Origin of the sequence: Klebsiella sp. D-Nf1 (genome assembly GCF_002810515.1) — a bacterium.
GTDB lineage: Bacteria > Pseudomonadota > Gammaproteobacteria > Enterobacterales > Enterobacteriaceae > Klebsiella > Klebsiella variicola.
This window is the reverse complement of the sequence record NZ_PIOK01000001.1, coordinates 596,662-611,936: the sequence shown is the minus strand read 5'-3', so window position 1 is coordinate 611,936 and position 15,275 is coordinate 596,662. Positions and strand designations below refer to the sequence as shown.

Genomic DNA, 15,275 nt, shown 5'->3' with positions numbered 1-15,275 from the left:
TTTGAGTTTGCTGACTTTTTTTCGTCAGGTGACATAGCACGAAGAATTTTTGGCCGAATGTCAAGCAAATCTGTTGCCAGATCGCCGAAAGCGTCACACTGTACCTGATAAAATTCGTTACGCAACTTTATTAGCATGCAAAAGCGAATCCCGCCAGTAAACGGCTGTTTCTCCACTGGTTACGATTACCCTTGTTTTGACCATGGAAAATTTGCCCCACGCCGCGGCGCGGCGTAAACTACGCGCGGAGAAAAAGAGGAGTCCGTTATGCAAGGTACAACCCAACCTATCGATCGCCAGACGCTGCTCGAAAAAGCCAACAAACTTATTCGCGAACATGAGGATACGTTAGCCGGTATCGAAGCCACCGACGTCGTTCAGCGCAACAATGTCCTGGTGTTTAGCGGTGAGTTTTATCTTGACGAGCAAGGTTTACCGACGCCGAAGAGTACGGCGGTATTTAACATGTTTAAGTACCTCGCCCACGAGCTGTCGGACAAGTATCACCTGGTCGATTAAGGCCAGTGGAAACGATAACGCGAGGCCCTGGCCTCGCGTTATGTTGTTTACATCAGCGGTTTCTGACCGCGCTGCCACCAGCGCAGCAGAAGTCGATCGGCGCTCTCCGCGGCGCTACCGGTGAAGCGGTCGAGCATTTTCTTACGCTGTTGATAACGCACCCCGATCACCTCGTGGCTCTCCATGAGCCCCAGCAACAGCTCATCGCTGGTTTCAACCGCATCCACCAGCCCTTTTTCCAGCGCCTGCACCCCGTACCAGTGCTCGCCGGTAGCTACCTGCTCAATATCAAGTCCCGGACGCATCCGATGGACGAAATCCTTGAACAGATGGTGCGTCTCATTGAGATCCTCACGGAACTTGCGCCGCCCTTCTTCGGTATTTTCACCCAGCATAGTGAGGGTTCGCTTGTACTGACCAGCGGTGTGCAGTTCGATATCAATATCTTTGTTCTTCAGGAAGCGATGGAGGTTAGGGATCTGCGCCACCACGCCAATGGAGCCAAGGATCGCAAACGGTGCCGACACAATTTTGTTCGCCACGCAAGCCATCATATAGCCGCCGCTGGCCGCCACTTTGTCAACCGCCACCGTCAGCGGGATCTGTTTGTCACGCAACCGCTGCAGCTGAGAGGCTGCCAGCCCGTAACCGTGCACCACCCCGCCGGGGCTTTCCAGACGAATCACCACCTGGTCACGCGCTTTCGCCGCCGCCAGTACCGCCGTGATCTCTTCCCGCAGGCTGTTGACCTCATGGGCATCCATGCTGCCTTTGAAATCCAGCACCCAGGCGCGCGGCTTGCCTTCTGGCTCCACGTTACCCAGCTTCGCCCGCGCTTTCGCGGCCTTCGCCTCTTGTTTTTGCTTTTTTTTCTGCGTCTTATGCCACTGCTTCTGCTGCGGCCCGTCCAGCAGCGCCACCGCCAGTGATTCCTTCATCTCTTTATAATGCTCGCTAAGATTGGTCACCCGCAGCTCGCCGCGTTGCTTCTTGCGCTGGGCCAGGTTGACGATAATAGCGGCAATCACCGCGATAGCGACGACAACCGTCGCGATCTTGGCTAAAAATAAGCCGTACTGAGCAAGTAATTCCACGTTTTCACCTTGTGTAAAGCACTGACGTTGCTGCACAGTGTACATCAGCCCCTGGCGAGAAGTCTTTGTGCTTTGTGTCTTGTGCGCAGCGGATTCCGTTTTTTTTCAGCGAGGTTGAAATCGTTGCAAGATATTAATTTTCTGAATACTTTCCGCTTCGCCGATTGCAATGGCGAGCGCTTTCAGGCATAACAGCGCAAAAGTGAGATACCAAAGATGAAGCGCGATCGGGAACCGATCGCCCAAGGAGTCGCCGTGCATTATCAACCGCAACGCCACTTGCTGAAAGATCGCATCATCCTGGTCACCGGCGCCAGCGACGGGATTGGTCGTGAAGCGGCCCTGACCTACGCACGCTACAGCGCCAGCGTGATCCTGCTTGGCCGCAACGACGAAAAATTGCGCGCCGTCGCCCAGGAGATTGAACGCGAGGGCGGCCTTCCCGCCCGCTGGTTTACTCTCGACCTGCTAACCTGCACACCACAGGAGTGCCAGCAGCTGGCGCAGCAGATAAGTATGCACTATCCCCGTCTTGACGGCGTGCTGCACAACGCCGGCCTGCTCGGCGACATCTGCCCTATGGACGAGCAGAAGCCGGAGGTCTGGCAGCAGGTGATGCAGGTGAACGTCAATGGCACCTTTATGTTGACCCAGGCGCTTCTTCCTTTATTACTCCGTTCGGATGCGGGCTCGCTGGTCTTCACCTCGTCCAGCGTTGGCCGTCAGGGTCGCGCCAACTGGGGCGCCTATGCGGTCTCCAAATTCGCCACCGAAGGGATGATGCAGGTGCTGGCCGACGAGTACCAAAGCCGCCATCTGCGGGTGAACTGCATCAACCCCGGCGGCACCCGCACCGGGATGCGCGCCAGCGCCTTCCCGACGGAAGATCCGCTAAAACTGAAGACCCCCGCTGACATCATGCCCGTCTATCTGTGGCTGATGGGTGACGACAGTCGCCGCAAGACGGGAATGACCTTTGACGCCCAACCGGGCCGTAAGCCAGGAATTGCCCAATGAGTGATGAACGCTACCGCGAACGCCAGCAGCGGCTGAAAGATAAAGTTGACGCCCGGGTGGCGGCAGCCCAGGACGAACGCGGCATTGTGATGGTCTTTACCGGCAACGGCAAAGGCAAAACCACCGCCGCCTTTGGCACCGCGACCCGCGCCGTCGGCCACGGCAAAAAGGTCGGCGTGATCCAGTTTATCAAGGGGACCTGGCCTAACGGTGAGCGTAACCTGCTGGAACCCCACGGCGTCGAATTTCAGGTGATGGCGACAGGCTTCACCTGGAACACCCAGGACCGCGACAGCGACACCGCCGCCTGTCTGGCGGTCTGGGAGCATGCCCGCCGTATGCTCGCTGACAACCAGCTCGATCTGGTGTTGCTGGATGAGCTGACCTACATGGTGGCGTACGATTACCTGCCGCTGGAGTCGGTGCTGAGCGCCCTGCGTGAGCGTCCTGCCCATCAGTCGGTGATCATTACCGGCCGCGGCTGCCATCGCGATATTATTGAACTGGCGGATACTGTCAGCGAACTGCGTCCGGTCAAGCATGCGTTTGATGCCGGGATTAAAGCGCAGATGGGAATTGACTACTGAGGGCCTGATACGGCGAAAGGCAGTACGCGTTCCGGCGGCAAGCCACCGGAACGCACAACATTAACCGTTGGTCTTATTGCGAGTACTGGAACGACGGTTGCTGTTGTTACCCTGGCGCGGGTTAGCGCTGGTCTGGCTGTGACGCTTCACCGCCCGACGGATCTGATTGGCTTTCATCCGGCGACGGTCTTTCTCGACAGCAACTTTAGAACTGGTTTCCGGCGTCAGCTCCACCAGCTCGCGCAGGTAGTTGGTCTGCGCCAGGTCGAGTTCGGTATAGCCGCCGCGCGGCAGGCCTTTCGGCAGCAGAATATCGCCGTAGCGCACGCGGATCAGGCGGCTGACCTGCACACCGACCGCTTCCCAAAGGCGACGTACTTCGCGGTTACGCCCTTCGGTCAGAGTGACGTTGTACCACTGGTTAATCCCTTCACCGCCGGTGAATTTGATGGTTTTAAATGCTGCCGGGCCATCTTCTAATTGCACGCCGCGAGATAGCTGACGCAGCTTATCATCATCCACCTGGCCGAAAACGCGAACGGCGTACTCACGCTCGACTTCACGGCTCGGATGCATCAGGCGGTTTGCCAGTTCGCCATCGGTGGTGAACAGCAGCAGGCCGCAGGTGTTCACGTCCAGACGGCCAACGGCAATCCAGCGCGCGCCGCGCAGTTTTGGCAGACGATCAAACACCGTCGGGCGCCCTTCCGGATCGTTACGGGTGCACAGCTCGCCTTCCGGCTTATAGTAAGCCAGCACGCGACAGATCTGCTCAGCAGACTCTTTCACCGAGATCAGATGACCATCGATACGAATTTTTAAACCGGGGACGATTTCCACACGATCGCCGAGGGTGGCGATTTTTCCGTCGACGCTGACGCGGCCAGCTTCGATTTTCGCTTCAATTTCACGGCGGGAGCCGTGGCCAGCGCGGGCCAGCACTTTTTGCAGTTTCTCGCTCATTGAGCTTCCTTAAGGTGTCGCCTTCCCAGGCGTCTGGTATGCTTTATGAAACAATGAGGCCTGTATCAACAACTCATTGTTACGTATATACTTTTTACGTAAAGTCTCGCTGACATGCGCTAAACATTCACCGCGAGCCCGTAATCGTGGCCGAACATACTACACTAACTTCGTCGGGAAAGCTTCTGTTCGCCGCATCGCGCCTTTAGTATGGAACAGATTTTCCTCATTCTCCTGTGCACATTCACGTATGGAGGTCTTTACCGGACAGTGAGCTCCCCTTACTGCGCGCCCTCCTCAGCAACAGCCGGGCGCTGGTCGAGCAGCCAGTCGCGAAAACAGCGGTTGGCAGGCGCCAGCAGCGCGGTCTCGTGGTAAACCAGATGATAGGCCAGTGGACAGGCGATGGGCTGCGGCAGAGGATTAACCAGCCGCCCCTGCGTCAGCGCAGGCGCTATGAATGAACGTCGCAGTAATGCCATCCCCATACCGGCGAACGCCGCCTCCGTCACGCCGTTGGAATCAGTGAACACCGGACCGCGGCGCGCGCGGTGCGGCTCCAGCCCCACGGCCTTACACCACAGCGCCCAGTCTTCACGATGTTCATCGTGCAACAGCGGATACTGTAGCAGCTCGCTCACATCGGTAAGGGTCCGGCGCGGAGCAATCAGCTGCGGACTGCAGACCGGGATAAGGTCGTCATCCAGCAGACGGTAAGCCTGCAGTTCCAGCCAGCCGCCGACACCATGACGCACGGCAAAATCGATCCCTTCACTCAGCAAATCTACTCGCCGGTTAGTGGTGCCGATCTGGATCTCAATCTGTGGATAACGTCGTTCAAAATCAGCCAGCCGTGGCAACAGCCACTGAATGGCGAAGCCGCTGGTACAGCTGAGTGTCACCTTTTCTGGCCCCGCGGGCACCTGCAGGCGATGAGTGGCGGCGGCTATCTTGAGAAACGCGGGCTGAACGGCCCGCAGGTAGATCTCCCCCACCTCCGTTAACTGTAACTGTCTGGGAGTACGAATAAAAAGCGGGGTATTTAGCGCTTCCTCGAGGCGGGCAATTTGCTGGCTGACGGCGCTGGGCGTAACGCAAAGCTCACTGGCGGCCTGCTTCAGACTGAGCAGCCGTGCCGCCGCTTCAAAGCAGCGTAGCGCATTCAGCGGTGGAAGTTTCATCAACATGGAATCTCAGTTAAGAATAACTTAATCATGTAAGCATAACGCGTTTGTCGGACGCTGCACGTGAGTTCTACAGTTGACTTCCTTCGTGACTACAAGGAGTCAATCATGCGTGTTATCGACTATGGCCGCCTGCTGCTGCTCGCCGCTCTCTGGGGCGCCAGTTTTTTGTTTATGCGCATCACCACCCCGGCCTTCGGGGCGATGACCAGCGCTTTTCTTCGCGTACTGTTCGCCGCTATCGCGCTCGGGCTGTTACTCGGCGTGCAGGATAAATGGAGCGGGTATCAGGGAAAATTCATATCCACTCTGAAGCTGGGGGTCATTAATTCAGGCCTTCCTTTTCTGATGTACTGCCTTGCCGCACAGTGGCTGCCGGCAGGGTACTCCGCCACGCTCAACGCCACGGCGCCGATGATGGGAATGCTTATCGGCGCGTTATGCTTTGCAGAACCGTTAACCCTGCGCAAAGGCGGCGGCGCGTTACTGGGCGCCATTGGCGTGGCAGTCATTGCGCGCCCAACCTCCAGCCTCAGCACCGCCCTCCTGCTGCCAGGGATCGGGGCCTGCCTGATCGCAACCGCTTGTTACGGTCTGGCCGGTTTCCTGACCCGCAGCTGGATCCAGCAGCAGGGCGGCCTTGAGGCTGAGCGCGTTGCGTTGGGCAGCCAGGTCGGCGCCACGCTGTTTCTGTTGCCTTTCTTTCTCTGGTCAGGCTGGTATGGTCCGGTCATAGACTGGCGACAGAGCCTGCCGTGGATAGCGATAGTCATGCTAGGCGTGGTCTGTACGGCAGCAGGGTATATTCTCTATTTTCGCCTGATTGCTGATATTGGACCGCTGCGTTCGCTGTCGGTGACCTTTTTGATCCCACCTTTTGCGGCGCTGTGGGGCTATCTGTGCCTCGGAGAGGCCATACAAAAAGGGCTGATTCTCGGCGCACTGCTGATCGGTCTGGCGCTGTGGTTGATTGTCGTCCCGTCAGGAAGGAAACGCGGGGTGTCGGGCGGAGTATGAACCACCGCCCGACGAGGACGATCAGAGGAAAGGCTTCACGTCGCCGACGCCTTCGCGCAGCACCACCGGGGTATCTTCCGTCAGGTCGATAACCGTGGTCGGCTGCTGCCCAAGGAAACCGCCGTGAATGATGAGGTCCACCACTTTCTCCAGACGATCTTTGATCTCTTCCGGGTCGGACTCAGTAAAGTCGCTGCCGGTCAGCATCAGCGACGTGGACAGCATCGGTTCGCCTAAAGTCTCGAGCAACGCCTGAGCAATGGGGTTAGACGGGACGCGCATGCCGATGGTTTTACGTTTCTCCTGCAGCAGCCGGCGCGGCACTTCTTTGGTCCCCTTGAGGATAAAGGTGTAGTTGCCCGGCGTGTTGTTTTTCATCAGACGAAACGCCACGTTGTCTACAAAAGCGTAGGTTGACAGCTCGGACAGATCGCGGCACATCAGGGTAAAGTTGTGGCCGTCAGGCAACTGACGGATACGGCAGATCCGCTCCATCGCGCCCTTGTCTTCAATTTTGCAGCCCAGGGCGTAGCCGGAGTCGGTCGGATAAACGATCACCCCGCCCTTACGCACAATCTCCACCGCCTGGTTAATCAACCGCGCCTGCGGGTTATCCGGATGGATATAAAAAAACTGGCTCATACTTCCCTCTCAATTTTTATTCGGCGGCCGCTTCCCAGCTGTGCCAGACGCCTTCCACGCCGGCAGGAAGCCAGAGCTTACGGCCAAGCTCGATCCACGCACAGGGCTGATGAAAATCGGATCCCTGTGACGCCAGAAGACCAAACTGCACGGCCAGGGTGGCCAGCTGGGCGCGTTCATGGGGCGCCTGCTGACACTGGGCCACTTCCATGGCATCACCGCCCTGCTCGCTAAAGTGGGCCAACAGCCGCTTCAACCACTTGGCGGAGAGATCGTAGCGCCCGGGATGGGCTATCACCGCCTTGCCGCCAGAATGATGAATGACATCAATCGCTTGTTTTATTGTACACCACTGCGGCGGCACGTAACCGGTTTTCCCGCGGGCAAGGTATTTTTTGAAGACTTCCGCCATGTTTTTCGCATGGCCGGCCTCCACCAGAAAACGGGCAAAATGGCCGCGGGTGACGGCGCCACCGTCCGCCAGCCGCAGCGCCGCTTCCCAGGCGCCAGGGATCCGCGCCTTCTCCAGGCGTTCGGCGATCATTTGTCCCCGCAGCTGGCGTCGCGCTTTCTGCTCCTCCAGCAGCGCGGTCATCGTCGGGTGCGCAATATCAATATTCAGACCCACGATATGTATTTCGTGATTCTCCCAGAGCGTCGAAATCTCGACGCCGTTTACCAGCGTTAAGGGTAATCCGGCGCGGGCGATCTCTTCCCGGGCGGCCGGGATCGCCGCCACGCTGTCATGGTCGGTGATCGCCAGGGTGCCAACGCGCATCTCATGGGCGCGATGGACCAGTTCCTGCGGAGTCAACCGCCCATCAGAGGCGGTGGTGTGGCTGTGCAGATCGTAAATCACTGCGTATTGGCTGTCGCTCAAAAGGACTCCTGCTGGACATCAACGTAAATAAGCGCATTATCATACCGACAGGCAGAGAAAATCTGCAAACAAGGGTTGACTTTATTCCATTGAACTAGTTAACTAGTACGCAAGTTCACATGAAGGGGTATCACGATGAAAAAGTATGTTATCACTCTGCACAGCTGGTGGCGCACCTCCTGACTTCGGGCGGCGTGATCGCGTTTTGCATTCAGCATACAGATACCCGGCCCGCCAATGAGCGGGCTTTTTATTGGACAAAAATAATACGAACAGGCGAGAACAATAATGCAAACATCCAAACCGGCACTCGAGCTTCTCACCAGCGACGCCATCTACCGGGAGAACCCGACGGCGTTATTCCACCAACTGTGCGGCGCCCGTCCGGCCACGCTGCTGCTGGAATCCGCTGACATCGACAGCAAAGATGACTTAAAAAGCCTGCTGCTGGTCGACAGCGCGCTGCGCATTACCGCCCTTGGTGACACTGTCACTATTCAGGCCCTTTCCGCTAACGGCGCCGCGCTGCTGGAACTGCTGGACGGCGCGCTGCCCTCCGGGATCGCCAATCAGCGCCAGCCCAACGGCCGCATCCTGACCTTCCCCGCGGTCAGCACCCTGCTCGATGAAGACGCCCGTCTCTGCTCACTGTCGGTGTTTGACGCCTTCCGTCTCCTGCAGGAGCTGGTGACCGTCCCGGCCAACGAGCGTGAAGCGATGTTCTTCGGCGGCCTGTTCGCCTACGACCTGGTCGCCGGCTTTGAAGATCTTCCGCCGCTGCAGAGCGACACCGCCTGCCCGGACTACTGCTTCTATCTGGCAGAAACTCTGCTGGTCATCGACCATCAGACCAAGCATACCCGCATTCAGGCCAGCCTGTTCACCCCGCTGGAGAGTGAAAAACAGCGCCTTGAGCAGCGCCTGAGCCAGCTGCGTCAGCAGCTGAACGAGCCGCCGGCGCCGCTGCCGGTCACCACCGTGACCGAAATGCAGTGCGACGTTGACCAGAGCGATGAAGAGTACGGTGCGGTGGTGCGTAAAATGCAGCGCGCGATCCGCGCCGGGGAAATCTTCCAGGTGGTCCCTTCCCGTCGCTTCTCGCTGCCCTGCCCGTCGCCGCTGGCCGCTTATGATGTGCTGAAGAAGAGCAACCCCAGCCCGTACATGTTCTTTATGCAGGACAACGATTTCACCCTGTTCGGCGCCTCGCCGGAGAGTTCGCTGAAATATGATGCCGTCAGCCGTCAGATTGAGATCTACCCGATCGCCGGCACCCGGCCACGCGGCCGCCGCGCCGACGGCTCGCTGGATCGCGATCTTGACAGCCGCATCGAACTGGAAATGCGCACCGACCATAAAGAGCTTTCCGAACACCTGATGCTGGTGGACCTGGCGCGTAATGACCTGGCCCGCATCTGCACCCCGGGCAGCCGCTATGTCGCCGATTTAACGAAGGTTGACCGTTACTCCTTCGTGATGCATCTGGTCTCCCGGGTGGTGGGTGAACTGCGTCAGGATCTCGATGTGCTGCACGCCTACCGCGCCTGCATGAACATGGGCACCCTCAGCGGCGCGCCGAAGGTCCGCGCCATGCAGCTGATTGCCGCCGCCGAAGGTAAACGCCGTGGCAGCTACGGCGGCGCGGTGGGCTATTTCACCGCCCACGGCGACCTCGACACCTGCATCGTCATCCGTTCCGCCTATGTGCAGGAGGGTATCGCTACCGTCCAGGCCGGAGCCGGCATTGTGCTCGACTCGGTTCCCCAGTCGGAAGCGGATGAGACCCGAAATAAAGCCCGCGCGGTGCTGCGCGCCATTGCCCAGGCCCATCACGCGAAGGAGATTTTCTGATGGCTGACATTCTGCTGCTCGATAATATCGATTCTTTCACCTATAACCTGGCAGACCAGCTGCGGGCCAATGGCCATAACGTGGTGATTTACCGTAACTCCGTCCCGGCGCAGGCGCTGATTGAGCGTCTGGGCACCATGGCCAACCCGGTGCTGATGCTCTCCCCGGGCCCGGGTACGCCGAGCGAAGCTGGCTGCATGCCGGAACTGCTGACCCGTATGCGTGGCAAGCTGCCGATCATCGGCATCTGCCTCGGTCATCAGGCCATTGTTGAAGCCTACGGCGGCTATGTCGGCCAGGCGGGCGAGATCCTCCATGGCAAAGCTTCCAGCATTGAGCACGACGGCCAGGCCATGTTTGCCGGTCTGGCTAACCCGCTACCGGTGGCACGCTATCACTCGCTGGTTGGCAGCAATATTCCCGCCGGGCTGACGATTAACGCCAATTTCAACGGTATGGTGATGGCGGTGCGTCACGATGCGGACCGGGTGTGCGGCTTCCAGTTCCATCCGGAATCGATCCTTACCACTCAGGGCGCACGGCTGCTGGAGCAGACCCTGGCCTGGGCGCTGCAGAAGCTGGAGCACACTAACACCCTCCAGCCGATCCTTGAGAAGCTCTATCAGGCGGAAACCCTGAGCCAGCAGGAGAGCCACCAGCTGTTCTCCGCCGTCGTGCGCGGTGAAGTGAAGCCTGAGCAACTGGCCGCCGCGCTGGTCAGTATGAAAGTGCGCGGCGAGCAGCCGCAGGAAATTGCCGGCGCCGCCACCGCGCTGCTGGAAAACGCCGCGCCGTTCCCGCGCCCGGACTACCTGTTTGCCGACATCGTCGGCACCGGTGGCGACGGCAGCAACAGCATCAATATCTCCACCGCCAGCGCCTTTGTCGCTGCGGCCTGTGGATTGAAAGTGGCGAAACACGGTAACCGCAGCGTCTCCAGTAAATCAGGCTCTTCTGACCTGCTGGCGGCCTTCGGCATCAATCTCGATATGAACGCCGATAAGTCCCGCGCGGCGCTCGATGAGCTGGGGGTTTGTTTCCTGTTCGCGCCGAAATACCACACCGGTTTCCGCCATGCGATGCCGGTCCGTCAGCAGCTGAAGACCCGTACCCTGTTTAACGTGCTGGGGCCGCTGATTAACCCGGCGCATCCGCCGCTGGCGCTGATTGGCGTCTACAGCCCGGAACTGGTGCTGCCGATCGCCGAGACCCTGCGCGTGCTGGGCTATCAGCGCGCGGCGGTGGTGCACAGCGGCGGGATGGATGAAGTCTCGCTGCATGCGCCCACGGTGGTCGCCGAACTGCATAACGGGGAAATCAAAAGCTATCAGCTGACCGCTGACGACTTCGGCCTGACGCCTTACCATCAGGCGCAGCTGGCGGGCGGCACGCCGGAAGAAAATCGTGACATTCTGACGCGCTTGCTACAAGGTAAAGGTGAAGCCGCTCACGAAGCCGCCGTCGCCGCCAACGTCGCCATGTTGATGCGTTTACACGGGCATGAAGATCTGAAAGCTAACGCTCAGCAGGTACTGGATGTGCTGCACAGCGGCGCGGCCTATGACAGAGTGACCGCCTTAGCGGCAAGAGGGTAAAGAATGCAGACCGTTTTAGCAAAAATCGTTGCCGACAAAGCGATTTGGGTAGAAGCCCGCAAACAACAACAACCGTTAGCCAGTTTTCAAAATGAGGTCGTTCCGACGCAGCGCAATTTCTATGACGCGCTGGCCGGCACCCGCACCGCGTTTATTCTCGAGTGCAAAAAGGCCTCGCCGTCGAAGGGGTTGATTCGCGAAGATTTCGATCCGGCGGTGATCGCCAGCATCTACAAACACTACGCCTCGGCGATCTCAGTGCTGTGTGATGAGAAATATTTCCAGGGCAGTTTCGATTTTCTGCCGATCGTCAGCAAGGTCGCGCCGCAGCCGATCCTGTGTAAGGACTTCACCATCGACCCTTACCAGATCTACCTGGCGCGCTACTATCAGGCCGATGCCTGCCTGCTGATGCTCTCGGTGCTCGACGATGAGCAGTACCGCCAGCTCTCCGCGGTGGCGCACAGCCTGAATATGGGCGTGCTGACCGAAGTCAGCAATGAAGAGGAGCTGGAGCGCGCCATCGCCCTGAAGGCGAAGGTGGTGGGCATTAACAACCGCGACCTGCGCGATATGTCGATTGACCTTAACCGCACCCGTCAGCTGGCGGCGCGTCTCGGCCCGGATGTCACGGTGATCAGCGAATCCGGCATCCATACCTATGCCGAAGTGCGTGAGCTGAGCCACTTCGCCAACGGTTTCCTGATCGGCTCCGCCCTGATGGAGCAGGCGGATCTGGAAGCAGCGGTCAAACGCGTGCTGCTCGGCGAGAACAAAGTGTGCGGCCTGACGCGCCCGCAGGATGCCCAGGTGGCCTGGGAGTCTGGCGCCATCTACGGTGGCCTGATTTTCGTCCCGACCTCGCCGCGGGTCGTGAATGACGCGCAGGCCAAAGCGGTGATCGCCGCTGCGCCGCTGCAGTACGTCGGCGTCTTCCGCAATGCGCCGCTGGACGAGGTGGTCGCCCGCGCGCAGGCTCTGGGGCTGACCGCCGTGCAGCTGCACGGTGATGAGGACCAGGTCTATATCGACGCGCTGCGCGACGCCCTCGCGGACAACGTCCGCATCTGGAAAGCGCTGAGCGTTGGCGAAACCCTCCCGGCCCGTACGCTCCGCCATGTTGACAAGTACCTGTTCGACAACGGCCAGGGCGGCAGCGGCCAGCGCTTTGACTGGAGCCTGCTGCAGGGCCAGGATCTGCGCAACGTCATGCTGGCGGGTGGCCTGGGTGCCGATAACTGTGTGGAAGCGGCCAAAAGCGGCTGTGCCGGACTCGATTTCAATTCAGGCGTAGAGTCGCAACCCGGGATTAAAGACGCCAGCAAACTGGCCTCCGTATTCCAGACGCTGCGCGCATATTAAGGAGCAATAATGAGCACTTTACTGAACCCCTACTTCGGCGAATTCGGCGGCATGTATGTGCCGCAGATCCTGATGCCCGCCCTGCGCCAGCTGGAAGAAGCCTTTGTCAGCGCGCAGAAGGACCCGGCCTTTCAGGCGGAATTCACTGACCTGCTGAAAAACTACGCCGGACGTCCGACGGCCCTGACCAAATGCCGGAATCTGACCGAAGGTACTCGCACCACCCTGTACCTGAAACGCGAAGATCTGCTGCACGGCGGCGCGCACAAAACCAACCAGGTGCTGGGCCAGGCCCTGCTGGCCAAACGGATGGGCAAAACCGAAATTATCGCCGAGACCGGCGCCGGTCAGCACGGGGTCGCCTCAGCGCTGGCCAGCGCCCTGCTCGGCCTGAAATGCCGTATCTACATGGGCGCCAAGGACGTCGAGCGCCAGTCGCCGAACGTCTTCCGTATGCGCCTGATGGGCGCCGAGGTGATCCCGGTGCACAGCGGCTCCGCCACGCTGAAAGATGCCTGTAATGAGGCGCTGCGCGACTGGTCTGGTAGCTACGAGAAGGCGCACTATATGCTGGGCACCGCCGCCGGTCCGCATCCATTCCCGACCATTGTACGTGAATTCCAGCGCATGATTGGTGAAGAGACCAAAGCGCAGATCCTCGAAAAAGAAGGACGCCTGCCGGACGCGGTGATCGCCTGCGTCGGCGGTGGGTCAAACGCCATCGGCATGTTTGCCGACTTTATTGATGAAACCAACGTCGGCCTGATCGGCGTGGAACCGGCCGGGCACGGTATCGAAAGCGGCGAGCACGGCGCGCCGCTGAAGCATGGCCGCGTGGGGATCTACTTCGGTATGAAGTCGCCGATGATGCAGACCGCCGACGGCCAGATCGAAGAGTCTTACTCCATTTCCGCCGGGCTGGACTTCCCGTCCGTTGGGCCGCAGCACGCGTTTCTGAACAGCACCGGTCGCGCTGACTATGTGTCGATCACCGACGACGAAGCGCTGGACGCGTTTAAAGCGCTCTCGCGCCACGAAGGGATCATCCCGGCGCTGGAGTCCTCTCACGCTCTGGCCCACGCGCTGAAGATGATGCGCGAAAATCCGGAAAAAGAGCAGCTGCTGGTGGTTAACCTCTCCGGTCGCGGCGACAAAGACATTTTCACCGTACATGACATCCTGAAAGCGCGAGGGGAAATCTGATGGAACGCTATGAGACGCTGTTTGCCCAACTGAAAAATCGCCAGGAAGGCGCCTTCGTTCCCTTTGTCACCCTTGGCGATCCGGGACCGGAGCAGTCGCTCAAAATTATCGATGCGCTGATCGAAGGCGGCGCCGATGCCCTGGAGCTGGGGATCCCCTTCTCCGACCCGCTGGCGGACGGCCCGACCATCCAGGGCGCGGCCCTGCGCGCCTTCGCCGCCGGGGTGACCCCGGCGCAGTGCTTTGAGATGCTGGCGGCGATCCGCCAGAAGCATCCGACGATCCCAATCGGCCTGCTGATGTATGCCAACCTCGTCTTCAGCCCGGGCATCGATGCGTTCTATGCCCAGTGCGAACGCGTCGGCGTCGACTCGGTGCTGGTGGCCGACGTGCCGGTGGAAGAGTCCGCCCCGTTCCGCCAGGCGGCGATGCGCCATAACATCGCGCCGATTTTCATCTGCCCGCCCAATGCGGATGACGATTTACTGCGCCAGATTGCCTCTTATGGCCGCGGCTACACCTATCTGCTGTCGCGTGCCGGGGTGACCGGTGCGGAAAATCGCGCCGCGCTGCCGCTGCACCACCTGGTGGAGAAGCTGGCGGAATATCACGCCGCGCCGCCGCTGCAGGGCTTTGGCATCTCCGCGCCGGAGCAGGTGAGCGCCGCCATTGACGCCGGAGCCGCCGGGGCTATCTCCGGTTCCGCCATCGTCAAAATCATCGAACGCCACCTCGAGGAGCCGCAAATCATGCTCGACGAACTGAGAGCCTTCGTCCAGAGCCTGAAGGCGGCGACCAAAACCGCCTGACCGTTAGCCGCCTGGTATTGCGCCAGGCGGCGTCTTTTTCTGCAAACTGTCGGCGTATTTGCGCGTTAAGCGAAACAGCGCCTGCACTTCCTCTTCCGGCCACTGCGCCAGCACCTGATTCATTAACCGCCGCCGCGCTACCGCAATACTGTCGATCATCCGTTGTCCACTGGCGCTAAGCGTCACTTCGCTGATCCGTCGGTCATGACGGTTAGGTTGCTTACAGGCGAGCCCCTGGGCTTCCAGTTTTTTCACCTGGCGGCTGACGGTGGTGTAATCGCGCCCTAAATGATCCGCCAGCTCAACAACCCCCACCGGGCCATGGCGCCCTACCGCCACCAGCAGCGGAAACAGCATCTGTTCCAGCTGGACGCCGGCCGCCTGGAGGATCTGCTCGTCGCGCAGCGGCTGGTTCATCACGCTGATGATATCCAGCAGCGCGCCGTGAAAATCGGTAATGTCGTAGTCATTATGTGCATCTTGCATGTATTAATTTTCCGCGTATAGTGCTGCAAAACAATATGTGTATTTTACACATAATTCCCGACAGGA

15 protein-coding genes and 1 other annotated feature are annotated in these 15,275 nt (G+C 59.5%); of the genes, 9 read left to right on the top strand and 6 right to left on the bottom strand.

Annotated elements, in window-relative coordinates; genetic code table 11:
• The first annotated feature begins 267 nt into the window (after positions 1–267).
• The gene (locus CWM54_RS02975; protein ID WP_002901761.1) at positions 268–519 is read left to right on the top strand and encodes a YciN family protein; all 252 of its coding nucleotides are present in this window, start codon (positions 268–270) and stop codon (positions 517–519) included.
• Between the two features lie 47 nt (positions 520–566).
• Here the strand turns inward: CWM54_RS02975 and sohB are convergent, their stop codons facing one another.
• The gene (sohB, locus tag CWM54_RS02970) at positions 567–1,613 is read right to left on the bottom strand and encodes a protease SohB (RefSeq protein WP_100680558.1); all 1,047 of its coding nucleotides are present in this window, start codon (positions 1,611–1,613) and stop codon (positions 567–569) included.
• A gap of 255 nt (positions 1,614–1,868) precedes the next feature.
• On the opposite strand from sohB, the gene CWM54_RS02960 reads away from it, so the two are divergent.
• Together CWM54_RS02960 and cobO are read left to right on the top strand one after the other, a co-directional pair.
• A complete protein-coding gene (locus CWM54_RS02960) occupies positions 1,869–2,630 on the top strand; it encodes a YciK family oxidoreductase (RefSeq protein ID WP_074386106.1) in 762 nt (253 codons plus the stop codon).
• Positions 2,627–3,217, top strand: coding sequence for a cob(I)yrinic acid a,c-diamide adenosyltransferase (gene cobO, locus CWM54_RS02955; protein WP_100695909.1), 591 nt, complete (start codon positions 2,627–2,629; stop codon positions 3,215–3,217). The genes CWM54_RS02960 and cobO overlap by 4 nt, the downstream gene beginning before the upstream one ends.
• A 60-nt stretch (positions 3,218–3,277) precedes the next feature.
• Here the strand turns inward: cobO and rluB are convergent, their stop codons facing one another.
• Together rluB and gcvA are read right to left on the bottom strand one after the other, a co-directional pair.
• Entirely contained in the window at positions 3,278–4,180 is a 903-nt protein-coding gene (rluB, locus tag CWM54_RS02950; protein WP_008807781.1) for a 23S rRNA pseudouridine(2605) synthase RluB, read from the bottom strand.
• A gap of 281 nt (positions 4,181–4,461) precedes the next feature.
• Positions 4,462–5,361: a transcriptional regulator GcvA gene (gene gcvA / locus CWM54_RS02945; protein ID WP_100696886.1), complete on the bottom strand. Its 900-nt coding sequence runs from the start codon at positions 5,359–5,361 to the stop codon at positions 4,462–4,464.
• 111 nt (positions 5,362–5,472) lie between these two features.
• Between gcvA and CWM54_RS02940 the strand changes: the two genes are divergently transcribed.
• The gene (locus tag CWM54_RS02940; protein ID WP_100695907.1) at positions 5,473–6,381 is read left to right on the top strand and encodes a DMT family transporter; all 909 of its coding nucleotides are present in this window, start codon (positions 5,473–5,475) and stop codon (positions 6,379–6,381) included.
• Between the two features lie 21 nt (positions 6,382–6,402).
• Here CWM54_RS02940 and CWM54_RS02935 read toward each other — a convergent pair whose 3' ends face one another.
• Together CWM54_RS02935 and rnm are read right to left on the bottom strand one after the other, a co-directional pair.
• Positions 6,403–7,023 (bottom strand): L-threonylcarbamoyladenylate synthase, encoded by a 621-nt coding sequence (locus CWM54_RS02935; protein WP_100695905.1) that lies wholly within the window; start codon positions 7,021–7,023, stop codon positions 6,403–6,405.
• Positions 7,024–7,039: 16 nt separating this feature from the next.
• Positions 7,040–7,903 carry an RNase RNM gene (gene rnm, locus CWM54_RS02930; RefSeq protein ID WP_061154911.1) on the bottom strand — a complete coding sequence of 288 codons (864 nt, stop codon included), beginning with the start codon at positions 7,901–7,903 and terminating at the stop codon, positions 7,040–7,042.
• A 159-nt stretch (positions 7,904–8,062) separates the two neighbouring features.
• Positions 8,063–8,158, top strand: a sequence feature (Trp leader region).
• Between the two features lie 33 nt (positions 8,159–8,191).
• Between rnm and CWM54_RS02925 the strand changes: the two genes are divergently transcribed.
• Genes CWM54_RS02925 through trpA form a run of 5 tightly spaced genes read left to right on the top strand, consistent with a single transcriptional unit; the run spans position 8,192 to position 14,723 of the window.
• Positions 8,192–9,754, top strand: coding sequence for an anthranilate synthase component 1 (locus tag CWM54_RS02925; protein ID WP_100680006.1), 1,563 nt, complete (start codon positions 8,192–8,194; stop codon positions 9,752–9,754).
• Positions 9,754–11,349, top strand: coding sequence for a bifunctional anthranilate synthase glutamate amidotransferase component TrpG/anthranilate phosphoribosyltransferase TrpD (gene trpD, locus CWM54_RS02920; RefSeq protein ID WP_100680005.1), 1,596 nt, complete (start codon positions 9,754–9,756; stop codon positions 11,347–11,349). The genes CWM54_RS02925 and trpD overlap by 1 nt, the downstream gene beginning before the upstream one ends.
• Before the next feature lie 3 nt (positions 11,350–11,352).
• A complete protein-coding gene (gene trpCF / locus CWM54_RS02915) occupies positions 11,353–12,711 on the top strand; it encodes a bifunctional indole-3-glycerol-phosphate synthase TrpC/phosphoribosylanthranilate isomerase TrpF (RefSeq protein ID WP_100695903.1) in 1,359 nt (452 codons plus the stop codon).
• Positions 12,712–12,720: 9 nt separating this feature from the next.
• Positions 12,721–13,914 carry a tryptophan synthase subunit beta gene (gene trpB / locus CWM54_RS02910; RefSeq protein WP_012542059.1) on the top strand — a complete coding sequence of 398 codons (1,194 nt, stop codon included), beginning with the start codon at positions 12,721–12,723 and terminating at the stop codon, positions 13,912–13,914.
• Positions 13,914–14,723, top strand: a complete 810-nt coding sequence (trpA, locus tag CWM54_RS02905; protein WP_100680003.1) for a tryptophan synthase subunit alpha — start codon at positions 13,914–13,916, stop codon at positions 14,721–14,723. Before trpB ends, trpA begins: the two co-directional genes overlap by 1 nt.
• A gap of 3 nt (positions 14,724–14,726) precedes the next feature.
• Here trpA and CWM54_RS02900 read toward each other — a convergent pair whose 3' ends face one another.
• Positions 14,727–15,209, bottom strand: a complete 483-nt coding sequence (locus CWM54_RS02900; RefSeq protein ID WP_100680002.1) for a MarR family winged helix-turn-helix transcriptional regulator — start codon at positions 15,207–15,209, stop codon at positions 14,727–14,729.
• Positions 15,210–15,275: the final 66 nt, after the last annotated feature.

Coding starts and splice junctions, on each gene's coding strand:
- CWM54_RS02975 (WP_002901761.1), top strand. CDS start 268: ATGCAAGGTACAACCCAACCTATCGATCGCCAGACGCTGCTCGAAAAA.
- cobO (WP_100695909.1), top strand. CDS start 2,627: ATGAGTGATGAACGCTACCGCGAACGCCAGCAGCGGCTGAAAGATAAA.
- rluB (WP_008807781.1), bottom strand. CDS start 4,180: ATGAGCGAGAAACTGCAAAAAGTGCTGGCCCGCGCTGGCCACGGCTCC.
- gcvA (WP_100696886.1), bottom strand. CDS start 5,361: ATGAAACTTCCACCGCTGAATGCGCTACGCTGCTTTGAAGCGGCGGCA.
- CWM54_RS02940 (WP_100695907.1), top strand. CDS start 5,473: ATGCGTGTTATCGACTATGGCCGCCTGCTGCTGCTCGCCGCTCTCTGG.
- CWM54_RS02935 (WP_100695905.1), bottom strand. CDS start 7,023: ATGAGCCAGTTTTTTTATATCCATCCGGATAACCCGCAGGCGCGGTTG.
- CWM54_RS02925 (WP_100680006.1), top strand. CDS start 8,192: ATGCAAACATCCAAACCGGCACTCGAGCTTCTCACCAGCGACGCCATC.
- trpD (WP_100680005.1), top strand. CDS start 9,754: ATGGCTGACATTCTGCTGCTCGATAATATCGATTCTTTCACCTATAAC.
- trpCF (WP_100695903.1), top strand. CDS start 11,353: ATGCAGACCGTTTTAGCAAAAATCGTTGCCGACAAAGCGATTTGGGTA.
- trpB (WP_012542059.1), top strand. CDS start 12,721: ATGAGCACTTTACTGAACCCCTACTTCGGCGAATTCGGCGGCATGTAT.
- trpA (WP_100680003.1), top strand. CDS start 13,914: ATGGAACGCTATGAGACGCTGTTTGCCCAACTGAAAAATCGCCAGGAA.
- CWM54_RS02900 (WP_100680002.1), bottom strand. CDS start 15,209: ATGCAAGATGCACATAATGACTACGACATTACCGATTTTCACGGCGCG.